Raw genomic sequence first — 15,123 nt, 5'->3', positions numbered from 1 at the left:
GTGGAATGTTTTAGCTGATGGGAAATCCGGTAAACGATAATTGGCAAAAGAAGGCAGCGGCTAATCAGAAACAGTACAAACAGTTTTTGAAGCAGGCTGATAAAAATAAAGTGTTGAAACAATTGCCCGATTTGCATGAAGAGGCCTTCAGCAATGTCGATTGTTTACAATGCGCCAACTGCTGTAAGAATTATTCCCCCCGCTTTAAAACACCTGATATAAAGCGCATCAGCAAACACCTGAGGATGAAAGAGAGTGTGTTTATTGATACCTATCTGCGCCTGGATGAAGAAGGCGATTATGTAGTAAGGTCCGCGCCCTGCCCCTTCCTCGGGGCCGATAACTATTGCAGCATCTATGAGCAACGTCCCTCTGATTGCGAACGTTTCCCCTATACAGATGAAGATGTATTATTGAAGCGTCCCAACCTCACTTTAAAGAATGTGAGTTTTTGTCCTGCTGTATTTTATGTCATGGAAAAGCTGTTGGAACAAACCAATAAGTGATAAAATTCAGGGCCTTTCTCAACAACTGAAGGATATTTTTTGTATAATTCAGCTATTGCGAGCATTGGAAATATTTCAAAGACGAGTAAAACAGACCGCCCATGCATTTGCCTAAACTTATTGTAGACCTTGCACTCCTGCTGGGTGTAGCCGGTGTAACCACGCTTATATTTAGAAAACTGAAACAGCCCGTGGTGCTTGGTTATATACTGGCGGGTATATTGATAGGGCCCCACGTTCCCTGGACACCTACTATTTCAGATGAAGCCAATGTGAAAGTATGGGCCGAAATTGGTGTCGTATTCCTGTTGTTCAGCCTCGGTCTGGAATTTAGTTTTAAAAAACTGGTGCGCATAGGCGGCACAGCTTCTATTACCGCCATCGTAGAAATTGTCGGGATGTTGATCCTCGGTTTCCTGGTTGGCCGTCTGATGGGATGGTCTACTATGGACAGCATTTTCCTGGGCGGTATCTTATCTGTTTCTTCTACCACCATCATTATACGTGCTTTTGAAGAGTTGGGTATCAAAAGCCAGCGATTTGCCGGCATTGTGTTTGGTGTATTGATTGTAGAAGACCTGGTAGCCATCTTGCTGATGGTGATCTTGTCTACCCTGGCGGTAAGCCAGAAATTCGCAGGTGGCGAAATGCTCGAATCCCTGATGAAGCTGGTGTTTTTCCTGGCCGTGTGGTTCCTCGCCGGCATCTTTATAGTGCCCACCTTTTTGCGAAAGGCCAGCAAGCTAATGAGTGAGGAAACCTTATTGGTCGTTTCATTGGGACTTTGCCTGGGCATGGTAGTGCTGGCTACACAGGTAGGTTTTTCACCTGCCCTGGGTGCTTTTGTAATGGGTTCTATACTGGCCGAGACGACCATGGCCGAACGCATTGAACACCTGGTGAAACCGGTGAAAGACCTGTTTGCAGCCGTATTTTTTGTATCCGTAGGCATCATCTTTGAGCCCAATACCCTGATAGCTTACAAATGGCCTGTATTGATCCTTACCCTGGTCACCATCTTTGGTAAGATCATCAGTACTACCGCCGGCGCTTTATTATCTGGTCAGCCTATGAAGCAATCCCTGCAATCCGGTATGAGCCTGGCGCAGATAGGAGAGTTCTCTTTTATCATTGCCTCCCTGGGGCTCACTTTGAACGTGACCAGTGGATTCCTGTATCCTATTGCTGTAGCTATTTCGGCCATTACTACTTTTACTACTCCTTACCTCATTAAGTTCTCTGAGCCCGTGTATCATTGGATTGAGAACCGGTTGCCCATGAAGTGGAAACTGGCCATTAATCAATACGGCACCGGTGCGCAGACCATCCAGGCCGAAAGCGATTGGAAAATAGTATTGCGGTCTTACCTCACAGTCGTGATCATCAATTCCGTGATCGTGATGGCACTCATCCTCTTATCAGAAAAATTCCTGTTGCCACTCATTACAGGTTCTGTGTCCAGTCCTACACTGGCAGCAGTGATCACTGGGTTTATTACCCTCATCGCCATTGCCCCTTTTCTGTGGGCTCTTGCCATCCGCCGGCTGCATTCCTTTGCCTATGCCAATTTATGGCTCGATAAAAAATACAATCATGGTCCCTTGGTAATGCTGGAAGTTGTGCGGAATATCCTGCTGGTGGTGCTGGTAGGATTTCTGGTCGACAGGTTGTTCAGCGCCATGATAGCCCTGCTGGCAGTACTGCCCGTGATCATCGTGGTGTTACTGATATTTTCCCGCAGGCTGCAGTCTTTTTATTCCCGCATCGAGAAACGATTTCTGTCCAACCTCAATGAACGCGAAGGCGCTACGCATGGATTGCCCGACCTTTCGCCCTGGGATGCCCACATAGCTTATTTTACCATCCAGCCCGAATCGCCCGTCATCGGTAAAACATTGCAGCAACTTGCCTGGCGTGAGCAGTATGGCGTAAATGTGGCTTCCATCGAACGCGGTAAGCGCACTATCTATGCGCCTACACGCACCGAAATGATCTATCCATATGATAAAATAGCAGTGATTGGGACCGATATACAGCTGGAGAAATTCCGGACGGTGGCCGAATCAGAAACTGTTTATGAAGAGGCAGCCGTGAATCGCGAAGACATAACCCTCAACAAACTGATCATTGATGAACATACCGATCTGCGTGGTAAATCCATCCGGGCATCCGGTATCCGGGAAACCGTGAAAGGATTGGTCGTTGGTATAGAGCGCAATGGAGAACGTATCCTCAATCCCGATTCTACCACCATCTTCGAGTGGGACGATGTGGTATGGATCGTAGGTGAAAGAAAACAATTGCAGAAACTGGTGAAGGAATAGGATCGTTAATATTCAAATTTCCGCAGCGTAGGCGCTTTGAACCACATGGCCAGCACCACCAGCAAGGTCATTGTGCCTCCAAAGATCACAGAAGGTACAATGCCCATCAGCTTGGCGGCAATACCGCTTTCAAAACTGCCGATCTCATTGGAGGAGTTGATGAACATCGAGTTGACCGATGATACACGCCCGCGCATATTATCAGGTGTTTTCAGTTGAAGGATAGTACCCCTCACCACCACACTGATGCCATCCAGTGCGCCGCTGGCCAGCAAGGCAATAAAGGAAAGCAGGTAAAATTGCGATAGCCCAAAAGTGATGATGCACAATCCAAAGCCTGCCACCACATACAGGAGGATCAGCCCCTGCTTACGACGAAGCGGGTAGAAGGTGAGGATGATAATACTCGTAATGGACCCGATATCTGCGGCCGCATTGAGCCAGCCAAAGCCAATAGGACCTACATGGAGTATCTCTCCTGCGAAAAAAGGGATCATTGCTACCGCTCCGCCAAACAACACGGCAAACATATCCAGCGTCAATGCCCCCAGCAGTTCCTTGGTCTTAAATACATATTTCAATCCTTCCTTTACACTCTCCCAGGTCTTTTGATCCGTATTCACATGCAGGATCGGTTTGGGCTTGATCAGCCACACACTTACCGTGGCAATGATCAGGTAGGTAATGATGATCAGAAATGAAGGCGTATACCCTGCATAGGCGATCAACAGACCCGCAGAGCCATGCCCCAGCACAGAGGCCGATAACCAGGTGCTGGAACTCCAGGTAACAGCATTCGGTAAAATATTTTTAGGCACCAGCTGCGCCATAATAGAACTGGAGGTAGGTCCGGAAAACGAGCGCGTAATGCCCGTGAGGAAAATGATCAGGTAAATGCCATATTGTACAAACCGTTTGCCCATAGTGGCTTCCACACTTTGCTGCGTAATGAACAGCAGCGCTGTTACGCACAGCAGGTAAAGCACGATCGTCTTAAGCAGCAGCGTGCGTTTATCACTCTTATCTACCACATGACCCGAATACAGCGCCAGTGAAATAGCCGGAATGGCTTCCGACAAAGCTACCAATGATACCAGCAGCGGATCTTTCGTGAGCAGGTACATCTTCCACCATACCAGCGTAGCCGTCATACGCATGGCCATGATGAAGAAAAAACGTTGCGTAATAAAGTAGCGGAATTCCTTGATGCGGACCGAGGCGAAGGGGCTATGCTGGCTTTGAAGATCAGGTTCCATGGGCGCAAAAATAGAGGAAAAGTCGTTTCGGGTTCCGGGTTTTGTGTTTCGTGTTGCTGCAACGCTTTAACAGTTCAGTTTACATTTAGTTAGCGGGTTACACACAAGAACCCGAAACCCGAAACTCCACACCCGAAACCGCTAAGGCAATGTCAGGTACCGTTGCCCGTAATCATGGTCCTTTTCCAGGGCGTCCGTGATCACCTGCAGGTGCTTTTCATTGCCCAGGAAGTCTGCATTGCTGGCATCTACAAACAAGGTCTTGAGATTGTGCTGTTTGATGTAATTCGTATACGTTTCCTGTATTTTGAACAGGTATTCATCGGGGATCGACTGCTCATAGGGCCGGTTGCGTTTCCGGATATTCGATTGCAGTTTGTTTACCGGCACATGCAGGTAGATCAGTATTTCAGGTTGTGGTATCTGTTGGTGTATGATCTCAAATAGTTTCTGGTACAGGCGAAACTCTTCTTCCGGCAGGTTTACCTTGGCAAACAGCAGGCACTTCGTAAAAAGATAATCCGTGACCGTCACACTTTGGAACAGGTCCTTGGTATGGATCAATTCTTTTAATTGTTTGTACCGCTCGGCCATAAAGAAAAGCTCCAGCGGAAAGGCATATTGCTTGGGATTTTCGTAAAACTTGGATAGGAAGGGATTGTCCGCAAAGGCCTCCAGGATCAGGCGGGCATTGTATTTCTTGGCCAGTAAATGCGATAAGGTGGTCTTACCCGCCCCAATATTGCCTTCGATGGTTATAAAGTGATAATTCATAAATGTATGCGGGAACGTCAACGCAGGCCAAAATAAAGGAAATGGCTACACACATAAAGGGTGTGAATACAATTTGTGGAAAACTTGAAAAGGTATTAGCTCTTAGCCTTTAGCAGTTAGCCAATAACCAATGCTAAAAGCTAACACCTAATAGCTAAAAGCTTATTCCTACTCGTTCCACACCTTCACTTCCAATTCATCCTTACATTCATCGAGCAGCTGGTGGACCGTCTTTTGCAGTACTGGATGCACAAGGTCTGGCGCCAGTTCATCAAGCGGGGTCAGTGCAAAACGGCGGTTCTGTACTTCGGGATGTGGGATCGTAAGGGCAGGTTCCCGGATGATATCATTATTAAAAAATAATATATCAATGTCGATGATACGGGGACCGTACCGTTCCTGCCTTACCCGGCCCAGCACGTTCTCTGCTTCCATGGTGTGTTGCAGTAGTTCGGGGCCTGTAAAGCGGGTGACCAGCAGAAGCGCCTGGTTGAGGAAAGGCTGCTGGTCTGTTTTGCCCCAGGCGGCCGTTTCATAAATGGCCGATTGGCGTACAACCCGGCCACAGGTTTGATTCAGGGCTATTATTGCCTGTTGCAGGTTTTCGGCCCTGTTTCCTACGTTGCCGCCTATCAGTAAATACACATTATTCATATATTGCAGGCTGTCAAAGGGTCAAATATCTTTGAATTTTGCATAAAACCAAGTTGTTGATGAATAGCTTTCTTAAAATATTTCTTGCTTCACTGACCGCCTTGCTGGTGTTTACCGTGGTAGCATTTTTTATCGTGCTGGGATTGGTGTCGGGACTGGCTACACCCCAAAAGGAAAAGACCGGGGCCAATGCTGTACTCATGATCGACCTGGCCCAGAACTATAAGGAAGTGCGCATAGAGAATCCCCTGGCTGCCCTGGGTGGAAAAGAACAATACAATACCCCTGCTTTATACGATGTGATCAGGCTCATCCGTCACGCCAAAACCGATTCATCCGTAAAAGGGATCTATATTAAATGTAATGCCAACAGCAATGGATTTGCTGCCGGTGATGAGATACGCAATGCCCTGCTCGACTTTAAGGCAGGCGGCAAGTTCATCTATGCCTATGCAGATGTGATCAGCCAGGGTGCTTACCATATAGCCAATGTGGCCGATAAAGTATACTGCAATCCCAAAGGGGGTATTGACTGGCGGGGCTTTGCCATGCAAATGGTGTACCTGAAAGGCACACTCCAGAAACTGGAGATAGAACCACAGATATTTTATGCCGGCAAGTTCAAAAGCGCTACAGAACCTTTCCGGGAAGATAAAATGACAGATGCCAACCGCCTCCAGTCATCCGTGATCCTCAATGACCTCTATGGTCACTTCCTGCAGCAAACAGCCGCTGCCCGTAAAACAGATACCGGCAGCCTGCACCAGTATGCCAATGAGAACAGTATCCAGTTTGCCGCAGATGCCGTGAAGTATAAGCTGGCCGATGGATTGAAATACGATGATGAGGTGAAAGATGAGATCAAAGACAGGTTGAAAGTAGGAAAGTATGATAAGATCAATTTTGTAAGCCTGGGTAAGTATGCCATGGCCGTAGATTATAAACAAACTGGTACCGAAAAGATCGCCGTGATCTATGCCCAGGGTGATATTGTAGATGGCAAAGGAGACCAGGAAAACATTGGGGGCGATACCTACCGCAACCTCGTTCGCAAGGCACGCCTCGATAAAGAAGTAAAGGCCATCGTTATCCGTATCAATTCCGGTGGTGGCAGTGCCATGGCCAGTGAGAATATCTGGCGGGAGATCACTATTGCCCGGAAAGATAAACCCGTGGTAGTAAGTTTTGGTGATGTGGCTGCTTCCGGTGGTTATTACCTTTCCTGCAATGCCGATAGCATATTTGCCCAGCCCAATACCATTACCGGTTCCATTGGTGTGTTCATGCTGCTTCCCAATATGGGATCGTTCTTTAAAAACAAACTGGGTATGACCTTCGATGGTGTAAAGACATCGCCCGATGCAGATGCCCTTTCCGTCACCAAACCGCTTTCTCCCGCACAAAGACAATACCTGCAAAATGATGTAGATACCATTTACCACGGGTTTAAACAACGCGTGGCGGATGGCCGGAAATTATCGATGGAGTTTGTAGACAGCATCGGGCAGGGGCGTATCTGGAGCGGTTCCAGGGCCTTGCAACTGGGACTGGTTGACCGCATTGGCGGACTCGACGATGCCATTGCCAGTGCTGCCCGCCTGGCCAAAGTAACCAGTTATAGCCTGAAAGAGTTTCCCGAACCGCGCAACATCTTCGATGTCATATTTGGTGATTACCAGCAAAATGCCAAAAGCAGGGCTATCCGCGAAGAAATAGGGCAGGAGGGGATGAAGACCTACAATACCCTCAAGCGTGCCAAAGCCCTCGTGGGTATTTCACAGGCCCGGCTGCCTTTTGACTTTACAATTGAGTAATACAAAAACTACTTACCGGCTTACGGACTTTCCGACTTTACCGACTTCCCGACTTAAAACCATAGTTTTGCTGCTTATTTAACCAGTCACTCCCTTATGCCGCAACCATACAATCAGTTCCGGGCTATGCTGGCCATCACCAAAGCCAGCCTGAAAGCTGTTTTCCGAAGCCCCAGCGCTGTGATCTTCAGTTTTGCCTTTCCCATGATCTTTATTTTGGTGTTTGGATTTATAGGCGGTGGCGGTGGGATCAATGTGCGGATTGCTTTTGATAAAAGATCGGATACCACCGCTGTATTATACCATGCCATAAAAAGCGTGACTGGTGTACGCACAGTACAAAAAGAGGAAAAAGAAATAATAGAAGACCTCGAAAAAGGGCGCATCACCGCCATTGTAAATATTCAGAAAAGCAAGGATACTCTTTCCGCTTACAAGATTAGTTTCAAAAGCTCCGGAGCTGTTAATCCGCAAAACCTGCAGGTGCTACGTTCCATAATTGAATCCATAGTCAAAAGCATGGATGAGGATAAATTTCCCGAAAGAAAAACGGTAGCTACCATCAGTAAGAACGTAGAGGAGATCCCTGGCCGCGTATACCGCACCATTGATTTTATCCTGCCCGGACAGCTCGGCTTCTCCCTCATGAGTGCCGGAGTATTTGGCGTAGCCTTCATCTTCTTCAACCTGCGGCAAACCCTGGTGCTGAAGCGCTTTTTTGCCACCCCCATCAAACGCTCCTACATTGTATTGGGCGAAGGATTGAGCCGCGTGATCTTCCAGTTGATCACCGCTGTAGTGATCTTGCTGGCAGGCCATTACTTTTTTAATTTTACCCTCATACATGGCTTTACCACTTTTATAGAATTGTTGGTGTTGAGTTTTATAGGATTACTTGTATTCATGGGATTTGGTTTTGTAGTGAGTGGTGTTGCCAAAAACGAAAGTGTGATCCCACCGCTGGCCAACCTGTTTACCTTACCCCAATTCCTGCTGGCAGGTACTTTCTTTTCCATAGACAATTTCCCGTCCTGGTTGCAGCCCATCTGCCGTGTCCTTCCCCTTACCCATATGAACGATGCCATGCGCAATATCGCTTTCGAAGGCGCCCACCTCACCGATTGTGGTAAGCAACTGGGCGTTTTGGCTATCTGGGGTGTAATTAGTTATGTAGCCGCTATCAAAGTATTCAAATGGGAATAGTTCCCGCTGTATAAATATCCAATATGCGTTTTGTAAAGTTAGGTTTGATCAGTATTGTAGGGTTGTTCGTAGTGATATTACTCATATCCCTGCTCATTCCTGCACATGTGCGTATCTCCCGGGCCATCAATATCAGTGCGTCCAAAGACAGCATTGTTGCCCACCTGGCCGATCTGCGCCAGTGGCAGCCCTGGAATGCCCTCACCAACGCCCCGCCCAGAACCAATCCCCATTATAGTAAGGATGCATTTTCCAGTGACGGCTTGCAGGTACAATTGCTGCATGCCGGTACCGATACCATCACTACCACCTGGCGCCTGGAAACCGGCCGGGAGATCGGCAGCGGATTTACTCTCTATACCGCCGACAATACCACTGTAATTCAATGGTATTTTGATTTTTATTTAAAATGGTACCCCTGGGAAAAGTTTGGTAGCATCATTTTTGATAAGCAATTAGGACCGCCGATGGAGCAATCTCTGGCGGAACTCAAAAAAAAGCTGGAAACTACGCCCTGATCCACTATATTCATTCCACTAAATAAACACGATAATATGAAAAAGCTATTGTTCCTTGCCGCCATAGCCATGGTTACTTCCACACTGTTTTCAACAGAAGCAGCCGCACAGAAAAGCCCGCATGAATCCGCTTTTGGCAAAGATGTAAGTGTCAGGTATGGCCGCCCATACAAAAAGGGCCGTGAAATATTCGGGGGGCTGGAAAAATTCGGGAAAGTTTGGCGTACCGGGGCCGATTCTGCTACCACCATTACCTTTGCCAAGGATGCTACCTTCGGTGGTAAACCGGTAAAAGCAGGTACTTATACCTTGTTTACCATTCCCAATGAAAAAGAATGGACTGTTATCCTCAACAGCCAACTGGGCCAGTGGGGCGCTTATGGTTATGATAAGGCCAAAGACAAAGATGTACTCCAGGTAACTGTACCTGTTAAAAAGCTGGACAAAGTGGTAGAGCAACATACCATCCGCTTTACACCTAAAAATGATATGATCATTGAGTGGGACCAAACGCAGGTTACTGTGCCCATCAAGTTATAAAGTAATAGATCATACAACATAAAAAGAGGTGACACCATTCGAAAAGGCGTCACCTCTTTTTATTGGCTGACTATCGGGCCTTGTATTCCGCTACGCCATTTCCACCATTATCTCCCTGATCACGTCATACACTTTATTCAATTCTTCTGCTGTAAAACAATAAGGGGGCATCAGGTATACCGTATTCCCCAGCGGCCGTAGGTAAACGCCCCTGGCCAATGCTTTTTCTGTGATCTCTCGGCTGATCGTATTTAGGTATCCATCCTTGCCCTGTACTATTTCAAAAGCAAAGAGCGTTCCCAGGCACCGGATATTTTTGGTGGAAGCCGGGAAGTCCTTAGCCAGCGAGGCGGCGAATGCCTGGTGCTGCCGGCTTATCCGGTCTATATTGTTCAGGCAACTCTTTTCCTCCAGCAGGTCAAGACTGGCCAGCGCAGTGGCGCAGGCCAGCGGATTGGCAGTAAAAGAATGGCCATGGAAAAATGTCTTTAGTTTATCCTCCTGCAGAAATGCTTCGTAAATACGGTGTGTGCAGGCCGTAACACCCAGGGCCATTGTACCGCCGGTAAGTCCCTTGGACAGGCAAATAATATCCGGCTGGGCCGACATATAAGCAGAAGCAAACAACTTACCTGTTCGGCCAAAACCCGTCATTACCTCATCTGCTATGCAAATAACCCCTTCCTGCCGGCACTTTTTCAACAACCCATCCAATCCTTCCGCATCATACATCAGCATCCCCCCCGCACCCTGCACCAGCGGTTCGTAAATAATACAGGCCACCTCCTCCCAGGGAATAGTTTCCCATTGCTGGCTGCCAGCAAATACTTCGGGACTATTCACTGCCGATTGCTCCCGCCCCTTGGCGGGACCGATTGCCGACTGCCGACTGCCGACTGCCGGTGCATTTACAAACACCACCTCAAACAGCTTCTCATCAAACGCCTTTGTAAATATGCTCCGCTGGCTCACACTCATGGCCCCAAAAGTGTCGCCATGGTAGGAGTTGTTGAAAGCCAGTATTTTAGTCCGTTTTTGGTAGCCATTGTTCCACCAATACTGAAGCGCCATCTTCAGGGCCACCTCGGTAGCCGTGGACCCATTATCCGAATAAAAGACCCGGGAAAAATGGCCCGGCAACACGCCCAGCAGCCGCTCCGCCAGCCTTACCGCGGGTTCATGCGTAAACCCAGCAAAAATTACCTGCTCCAGCGTTTTGGCCTGCTCATATAATTTTTCTGCAATATATGGGTGGGCGTGCCCATGGATCGTAACCCACCAGCTGCTGATCGCATCCAGGTAGCGATTGCCGTCCGCATCAATTAAATAACTTCCTTCACCTTTTACTATGGGAATTGGATCAGGCATGTATTTTTGTGGGGTATATGGGTGCCAGATCACCTGTTTGTCCCTGGCTTTCAATGAATTTGGCATAGGAGGACAAAGGTAAAGACTCTTCTGTCATCCTGCGCCGGTGGGGCTCATCCAAAAAAGCACCTCGGGTGCAACGTATAACCTTTGTAAACTGTCACGTGTAGTATATAGATGGACTATAATCGGCTGGTTAAAGAATGTTTAAAGGGGCGACCGGAAGCCCAGCGACAGCTCTACGAGCATTTTGCCGAGGGGATGCTCGGTATTTGCTACCGGTACACCAAGTCTATGACCGATGCCGAAGATGTACTACAGGAAGGATTTATTAAAGTATTCAAACACCTGGACCAATATAAGTTTGAAGGCGAGTTGGGGGGATGGATCCGGCGTATTATGGTCAATACGGCCCTCAATTACCTCAAGAAGAACAGCCGCTACCAAACCGACCTCGCTTACTTCGACACGAGCCTGCATCCAGTGTCGGCTGATAATCCTGAAGTAAAGCTGCTTGCCAAAGACCTGGCAGAACTAATACGACAGTTACCAACCGGATACCAGACTATTTTTAACCTCCATGCGGTGGAGGGTTTTTCACATGTAGAAATCGGGAAAATGCTCGGTATCAACGAAGGCACTTCCCGTTCACAATATGCCCGTGCCCGTGCTTTGCTCATCACCTGGTTGAGAAAGCAAAATATGGAAACAAAAAACGAAACGTATGTCCGACCATGATTTTGAGAAACAGGTACAGGTCAGGCTGGAGCAATTAAAATTGCGTCCATCCGATGCTGTCTGGACGGAGGTGGAGAAAAACATCCGAAGGGATAAACGCCGCCGCCGCATGATATTATGGCTGCCCATAGCCCTCCTGATGTTGGGCGCAGGTGGCTATTTTGCCATGACCCAATCTTCCGGGCCTGCAACACAGGATCTGGTAAAACAAGCTGTTCCTTCCTCTTCTGCCACACCAAATAATAAGCTATCGACAAAAGGATCTACACAAACACAAGCCAATACTGATTCACCAATAAATGAGCCGGTTACAGCCAGCAAAGCAACCACCGGCGAAACAACACCAACGCCTGATCCTTCTCATAACAGTCATGCAGCTGCCGGTCAACAGCCAGCTACCCAATCGGCTGCCAACCCATCGGTAAAGAGCAAAGACCTCAACACCGAAAACAAGCTACCAGCACCTGCGCTGGCGAAGCAGCCAATAAAGAAACCTGCCAGGATCAAACAACAACCATCTGCTGTACCCCTGGCTGTCAAACATAAACCGGCTACTCCGGTACAGGAACCGGTAGTCAACAAAGAGCAAAACACTGATATTGAAACAATAACCGGCAACGATACCAGGCAGCCTGTTGAGGATTCAACAGCCATGGCCACTATAGTGCCCGCCGCCGATAGCAGCCTGGCCCAGGTAATACCTGTTGATAGCCTGGCGAAAGACAGCACAGCAACAATCGCCGCCCTACCAGCTACACCAGCCACCGTTGTAAAAGCGAAACAGCCTGAAAAGAAAAAAGGAGCTTCCAAATGGCAGTTTGGTGTACAGGCAGAAGGTGGTTACTCAGGCGTTACCGAAGAAGGATTGTTTGGTTTCCTGAAAAGTGGCAATTCTCCTGTGGCTGATCTGGCATCACCCAATTTCAACAATGCTATTTCCATGGCCCCGCAGTTTCCGCGGCCAGTCAATAAAGCATCTTCCCTCTCTATGGGACCTGCTTATTCCATTGGAGGATTTGCCCGACGTACATTGTCGAAACGCTTAAGTTTATCAGTAGGACTTCAATATACCTACCTGAGCGCACGCCAGGTTGTTGGTACCAAGGTCAACAACAACAGGACCGTCAACCGGGCGCCTTCCACTTCGCAGCTGGTATCGTCCTATTATGACGCCAATAACACCCAGGAATACACTAACCGCTACCACTTTATTGAGTTGCCTGTAACCTTGCATACCCAGCTGAATAAGGGAAAACGTTTACCCATTACATGGGATGCCGGCTTCTCTGTTTCAAAATTGCTCAACACCAATGCACTGCATTATGATGGATTGGGTGGGGTTTATTATAAAGACAATACACTCTTCAACAAAGTACAATGGGTTGCTGCTACGGGTTTTAATGTGCAACTGTTTTCCCAGTCGGCCCATCCCTTGTCCATAGGCCCCGTTATGCGTTACAATATCAGTCCCTTGCTGCAGAAAGAGTATTCTACCGGTCAGCATTTATGGTCTGTAGGTTTACGTGCCACTGTATTATTGAAAAAATAAACAGAGAGGCAACGCTCTTTCCTGTTCCGCTGTCAGATACGAAACCCTTTTTTATGATGCGGAATAACCAAAGCGCGCTCTTATGGGCGATGTCTTTACTATGCCTGCTTTCGTTGAGCAGCTGTCTTAAAGACCATTGTACGCAAACTTACAAGCTCTATGCTCCGGTATATAAAACACTGAGCCAGGTAAGGAAAGAAATGAAGAGCAGTTCCCCGCAGCCATTAAAGGCGCCCGGGAAATTATATATCTACGGTAAGTATATTTTCCTGAACGAACAGCAAAAAGGCATCCACATCATTGACAACAGCGATCCTGCTTCTCCCAAGAACATCGCTTTTGTGAATATACCAGGGAATGTAGACCTGGCAGTAAAAGGCAATACTTTATACGCAGACTCCTGGAGCGATCTCGTCACTTTTGATATCAGCAATCCGCAGGAAGTAGTGGCTAAGAATTTTCTCAACAACGTATTCCCTCATCGCGCCATTTATTATTCTTCTGCAGGAAATATAAACCCCGATTCAATAAGAGTGGTGGTAAGTTGGCAGGAGCGGGATACTACCGTAGATTGCGAATCCTACAGGATGCTCTACGAAACCTATTATTCCCTGGCCAGTGCAGACAGTAAGGGCAATTATGCATCTCCCAATTTAGGCGGTGGTCAGGGAGGTTCTATGGCAAGGTTCACACTCATCAACAATTACCTGTATACTGTTTCCAACAGCACCTTGAATACGTTTGATGTAACTACTGCGCAGCAGCCTGCTTATGTAAATAAGATAAACCTCAATAACGGCGGAATCGAAACCATATTTCCATTTAAAGATAAATTGTTCATCGGGTCAACCTCCGGCATGTACATCTATAATGTAACGAGCCCCGTTGCTCCCACTGCACAGGGCACTTTCTCTCATGTACGTAGTTGCGATCCGGTTATTGCTGATGATGAGTATGCCTATGTAACCCTGCGTTCCGGCACCGCCTGCCAGGGATTTACCAACCAACTGGAAGTATTGAGCATTGTCAATCCTATCAGTCCTTCTATGGTGAAGGTATATCCCATGACCAATCCCCACGGACTGTCCAAAGACAATAACCTCCTGTTTATTTGTGATGGGCAGGATGGGGTAAAGGTATATGACGCTGCCAATGTAAGCGACCTCAAACTCCTTAAAAAGATAGAAGGTATCGATGCCTATGATGTGATTGCCTACAACAAACGCGCACTCGTAGTAGCTAAAGATGGATTGTACCAATTCAACTATGCCGATGTGAGCAATATTAAATTGCTGAGTAAAATCGTTCTTGATAAATAGTAACCGAATGTTCAGGAAATACACTTTGATAACGGCCATCCTGTGTAGCCTTGCAGCAAGCACCCTGGCGCAGTCTGATGCACCTGCAAAGACTAAAAAGAACAGCTCCTTTGGCTTTAGTTCCATCAATCAGTTTGGAGTAGTCACCGGAGAAAATGACAATGGTATCCAATTGCAAACCATCAACGGTGTTCGCTACAAAACATGGTCTGTGGGGGTCGGGGTAGGGCTGGATACCTATAGTGCCTTAACCGTCCCCCTTTTCCTGGATATACGCAAAAGCCTGCTGACAAAGCCCGCCACGCCATTTCTGTACGCCGATGGCGGCATACAATTCTCGGCAGAAAAAAAGTATAATAAAGATGATTATGCCTCGAAGGATTATGATCCCGGTCTCTTTTATGATGTAGGTGTGGGATATTATATTGGATTGAAAAATAAGAATGCCTTGTTGATGAGTGTGGGCTATAGTTTTAAAGGCCTCGATTATACTTATTATACAAGTACCTATAAATACAAGCTCAACAGGTTTTCCCTGAAAGTAGGGTACAAGATCTGAT

The 15,123-nt window shown here is 47.4% G+C and carries 14 protein-coding genes; 10 read left to right on the top strand and 4 right to left on the bottom strand.

The window, feature by feature from the left end:
- The first annotated feature begins 17 nt into the window (after window positions 1-17).
- Together D3H65_RS15295 and D3H65_RS15290 are read left to right on the top strand one after the other, a co-directional pair.
- A complete protein-coding gene (locus tag D3H65_RS15295) occupies window positions 18-506 on the top strand; it encodes a YkgJ family cysteine cluster protein (RefSeq protein ID WP_119051147.1) in 489 nt (162 codons plus the stop codon).
- Window positions 507-607: 101 nt separating this feature from the next.
- Complete coding sequence (locus tag D3H65_RS15290; RefSeq protein ID WP_119051146.1) at window positions 608-2,830, top strand: cation:proton antiporter domain-containing protein; 2,223 nt, start codon at window positions 608-610, stop codon at window positions 2,828-2,830.
- Window positions 2,831-2,835: 5 nt separating this feature from the next.
- Here the strand turns inward: D3H65_RS15290 and D3H65_RS15285 are convergent, their stop codons facing one another.
- From D3H65_RS15285 to folK, 3 genes are all read right to left on the bottom strand, one after another.
- Window positions 2,836-4,086 (bottom strand): MFS transporter, encoded by a 1,251-nt coding sequence (locus D3H65_RS15285; protein WP_119051145.1) that lies wholly within the window; start codon window positions 4,084-4,086, stop codon window positions 2,836-2,838.
- A gap of 141 nt (window positions 4,087-4,227) precedes the next feature.
- Complete coding sequence (locus D3H65_RS15280) at window positions 4,228-4,860, bottom strand: deoxynucleoside kinase (RefSeq protein ID WP_119051144.1); 633 nt, start codon at window positions 4,858-4,860, stop codon at window positions 4,228-4,230.
- 168 nt (window positions 4,861-5,028) lie between these two features.
- The gene (gene folK, locus D3H65_RS15275) at window positions 5,029-5,514 is read right to left on the bottom strand and encodes a 2-amino-4-hydroxy-6-hydroxymethyldihydropteridine diphosphokinase (protein WP_119051143.1); all 486 of its coding nucleotides are present in this window, start codon (window positions 5,512-5,514) and stop codon (window positions 5,029-5,031) included.
- Window positions 5,515-5,573: 59 nt separating this feature from the next.
- On the opposite strand from folK, the gene sppA reads away from it, so the two are divergent.
- From sppA to D3H65_RS15255, 4 genes are all read left to right on the top strand, one after another.
- On the top strand, window positions 5,574-7,328 hold the full coding sequence (sppA, locus tag D3H65_RS15270; RefSeq protein ID WP_119051142.1) for a signal peptide peptidase SppA: 1,755 nt from the start codon (window positions 5,574-5,576) through the stop codon (window positions 7,326-7,328).
- A gap of 96 nt (window positions 7,329-7,424) precedes the next feature.
- A complete protein-coding gene (locus D3H65_RS15265) occupies window positions 7,425-8,531 on the top strand; it encodes an ABC transporter permease (protein ID WP_119051141.1) in 1,107 nt (368 codons plus the stop codon).
- 23 nt (window positions 8,532-8,554) lie between these two features.
- Window positions 8,555-9,049 (top strand): SRPBCC family protein, encoded by a 495-nt coding sequence (locus tag D3H65_RS15260; protein ID WP_119051140.1) that lies wholly within the window; start codon window positions 8,555-8,557, stop codon window positions 9,047-9,049.
- A gap of 36 nt (window positions 9,050-9,085) precedes the next feature.
- Window positions 9,086-9,589, top strand: coding sequence for a DUF2911 domain-containing protein (locus D3H65_RS15255; protein ID WP_119051139.1), 504 nt, complete (start codon window positions 9,086-9,088; stop codon window positions 9,587-9,589).
- 90 nt (window positions 9,590-9,679) lie between these two features.
- Here D3H65_RS15255 and bioA read toward each other — a convergent pair whose 3' ends face one another.
- On the bottom strand, window positions 9,680-11,023 hold the full coding sequence (bioA, locus tag D3H65_RS15250) for an adenosylmethionine--8-amino-7-oxononanoate transaminase (RefSeq protein ID WP_119051138.1): 1,344 nt from the start codon (window positions 11,021-11,023) through the stop codon (window positions 9,680-9,682).
- 111 nt (window positions 11,024-11,134) lie between these two features.
- On the opposite strand from bioA, the gene D3H65_RS15245 reads away from it, so the two are divergent.
- Genes D3H65_RS15245 through D3H65_RS15230 form a run of 4 tightly spaced genes read left to right on the top strand, consistent with a single transcriptional unit; the run spans window position 11,135 to window position 15,122 of the window.
- Window positions 11,135-11,695 (top strand): RNA polymerase sigma factor, encoded by a 561-nt coding sequence (locus tag D3H65_RS15245; RefSeq protein WP_119051137.1) that lies wholly within the window; start codon window positions 11,135-11,137, stop codon window positions 11,693-11,695.
- Window positions 11,682-13,244, top strand: coding sequence for an outer membrane beta-barrel protein (locus D3H65_RS15240; protein WP_119051136.1), 1,563 nt, complete (start codon window positions 11,682-11,684; stop codon window positions 13,242-13,244). Before D3H65_RS15245 ends, D3H65_RS15240 begins: the two co-directional genes overlap by 14 nt.
- Before the next feature lie 53 nt (window positions 13,245-13,297).
- A complete protein-coding gene (locus D3H65_RS15235; protein ID WP_162915650.1) occupies window positions 13,298-14,563 on the top strand; it encodes an LVIVD repeat-containing protein in 1,266 nt (421 codons plus the stop codon).
- A gap of 7 nt (window positions 14,564-14,570) precedes the next feature.
- On the top strand, window positions 14,571-15,122 hold the full coding sequence (locus D3H65_RS15230) for a hypothetical protein (RefSeq protein ID WP_119051134.1): 552 nt from the start codon (window positions 14,571-14,573) through the stop codon (window positions 15,120-15,122).
- The last annotated feature ends 1 nt before the right edge of the window (window position 15,123 follow it).

Source organism: Paraflavitalea soli (assembly GCF_003555545.1).
GTDB classification, from domain to species: Bacteria; Bacteroidota; Bacteroidia; order Chitinophagales; family Chitinophagaceae; genus Paraflavitalea; species Paraflavitalea soli.
This window is presented reverse-complemented; position numbering and strand designations above follow the sequence as displayed.

What these genes read in the sequence shown, in the direction of transcription:
- D3H65_RS15295 (WP_119051147.1), top strand. Translation starts at nt 18, where the DNA reads ATGGGAAATCCGGTAAACGATAATTGGCAAAAGAAGGCAGCGGCTAAT.
- D3H65_RS15290 (WP_119051146.1), top strand. Translation starts at nt 608, where the DNA reads ATGCATTTGCCTAAACTTATTGTAGACCTTGCACTCCTGCTGGGTGTA.
- D3H65_RS15285 (WP_119051145.1), bottom strand. Translation starts at nt 4,086, where the DNA reads ATGGAACCTGATCTTCAAAGCCAGCATAGCCCCTTCGCCTCGGTCCGC.
- D3H65_RS15280 (WP_119051144.1), bottom strand. Translation starts at nt 4,860, where the DNA reads ATGAATTATCACTTTATAACCATCGAAGGCAATATTGGGGCGGGTAAG.
- folK (WP_119051143.1), bottom strand. Translation starts at nt 5,514, where the DNA reads ATGAATAATGTGTATTTACTGATAGGCGGCAACGTAGGAAACAGGGCC.
- sppA (WP_119051142.1), top strand. Translation starts at nt 5,574, where the DNA reads ATGAATAGCTTTCTTAAAATATTTCTTGCTTCACTGACCGCCTTGCTG.
- D3H65_RS15265 (WP_119051141.1), top strand. Translation starts at nt 7,425, where the DNA reads ATGCCGCAACCATACAATCAGTTCCGGGCTATGCTGGCCATCACCAAA.
- D3H65_RS15260 (WP_119051140.1), top strand. Translation starts at nt 8,555, where the DNA reads ATGCGTTTTGTAAAGTTAGGTTTGATCAGTATTGTAGGGTTGTTCGTA.
- D3H65_RS15255 (WP_119051139.1), top strand. Translation starts at nt 9,086, where the DNA reads ATGAAAAAGCTATTGTTCCTTGCCGCCATAGCCATGGTTACTTCCACA.
- bioA (WP_119051138.1), bottom strand. Translation starts at nt 11,023, where the DNA reads ATGCCAAATTCATTGAAAGCCAGGGACAAACAGGTGATCTGGCACCCA.
- D3H65_RS15245 (WP_119051137.1), top strand. Translation starts at nt 11,135, where the DNA reads ATGGACTATAATCGGCTGGTTAAAGAATGTTTAAAGGGGCGACCGGAA.
- D3H65_RS15240 (WP_119051136.1), top strand. Translation starts at nt 11,682, where the DNA reads ATGTCCGACCATGATTTTGAGAAACAGGTACAGGTCAGGCTGGAGCAA.
- D3H65_RS15235 (WP_162915650.1), top strand. Translation starts at nt 13,298, where the DNA reads ATGATGCGGAATAACCAAAGCGCGCTCTTATGGGCGATGTCTTTACTA.
- D3H65_RS15230 (WP_119051134.1), top strand. Translation starts at nt 14,571, where the DNA reads ATGTTCAGGAAATACACTTTGATAACGGCCATCCTGTGTAGCCTTGCA.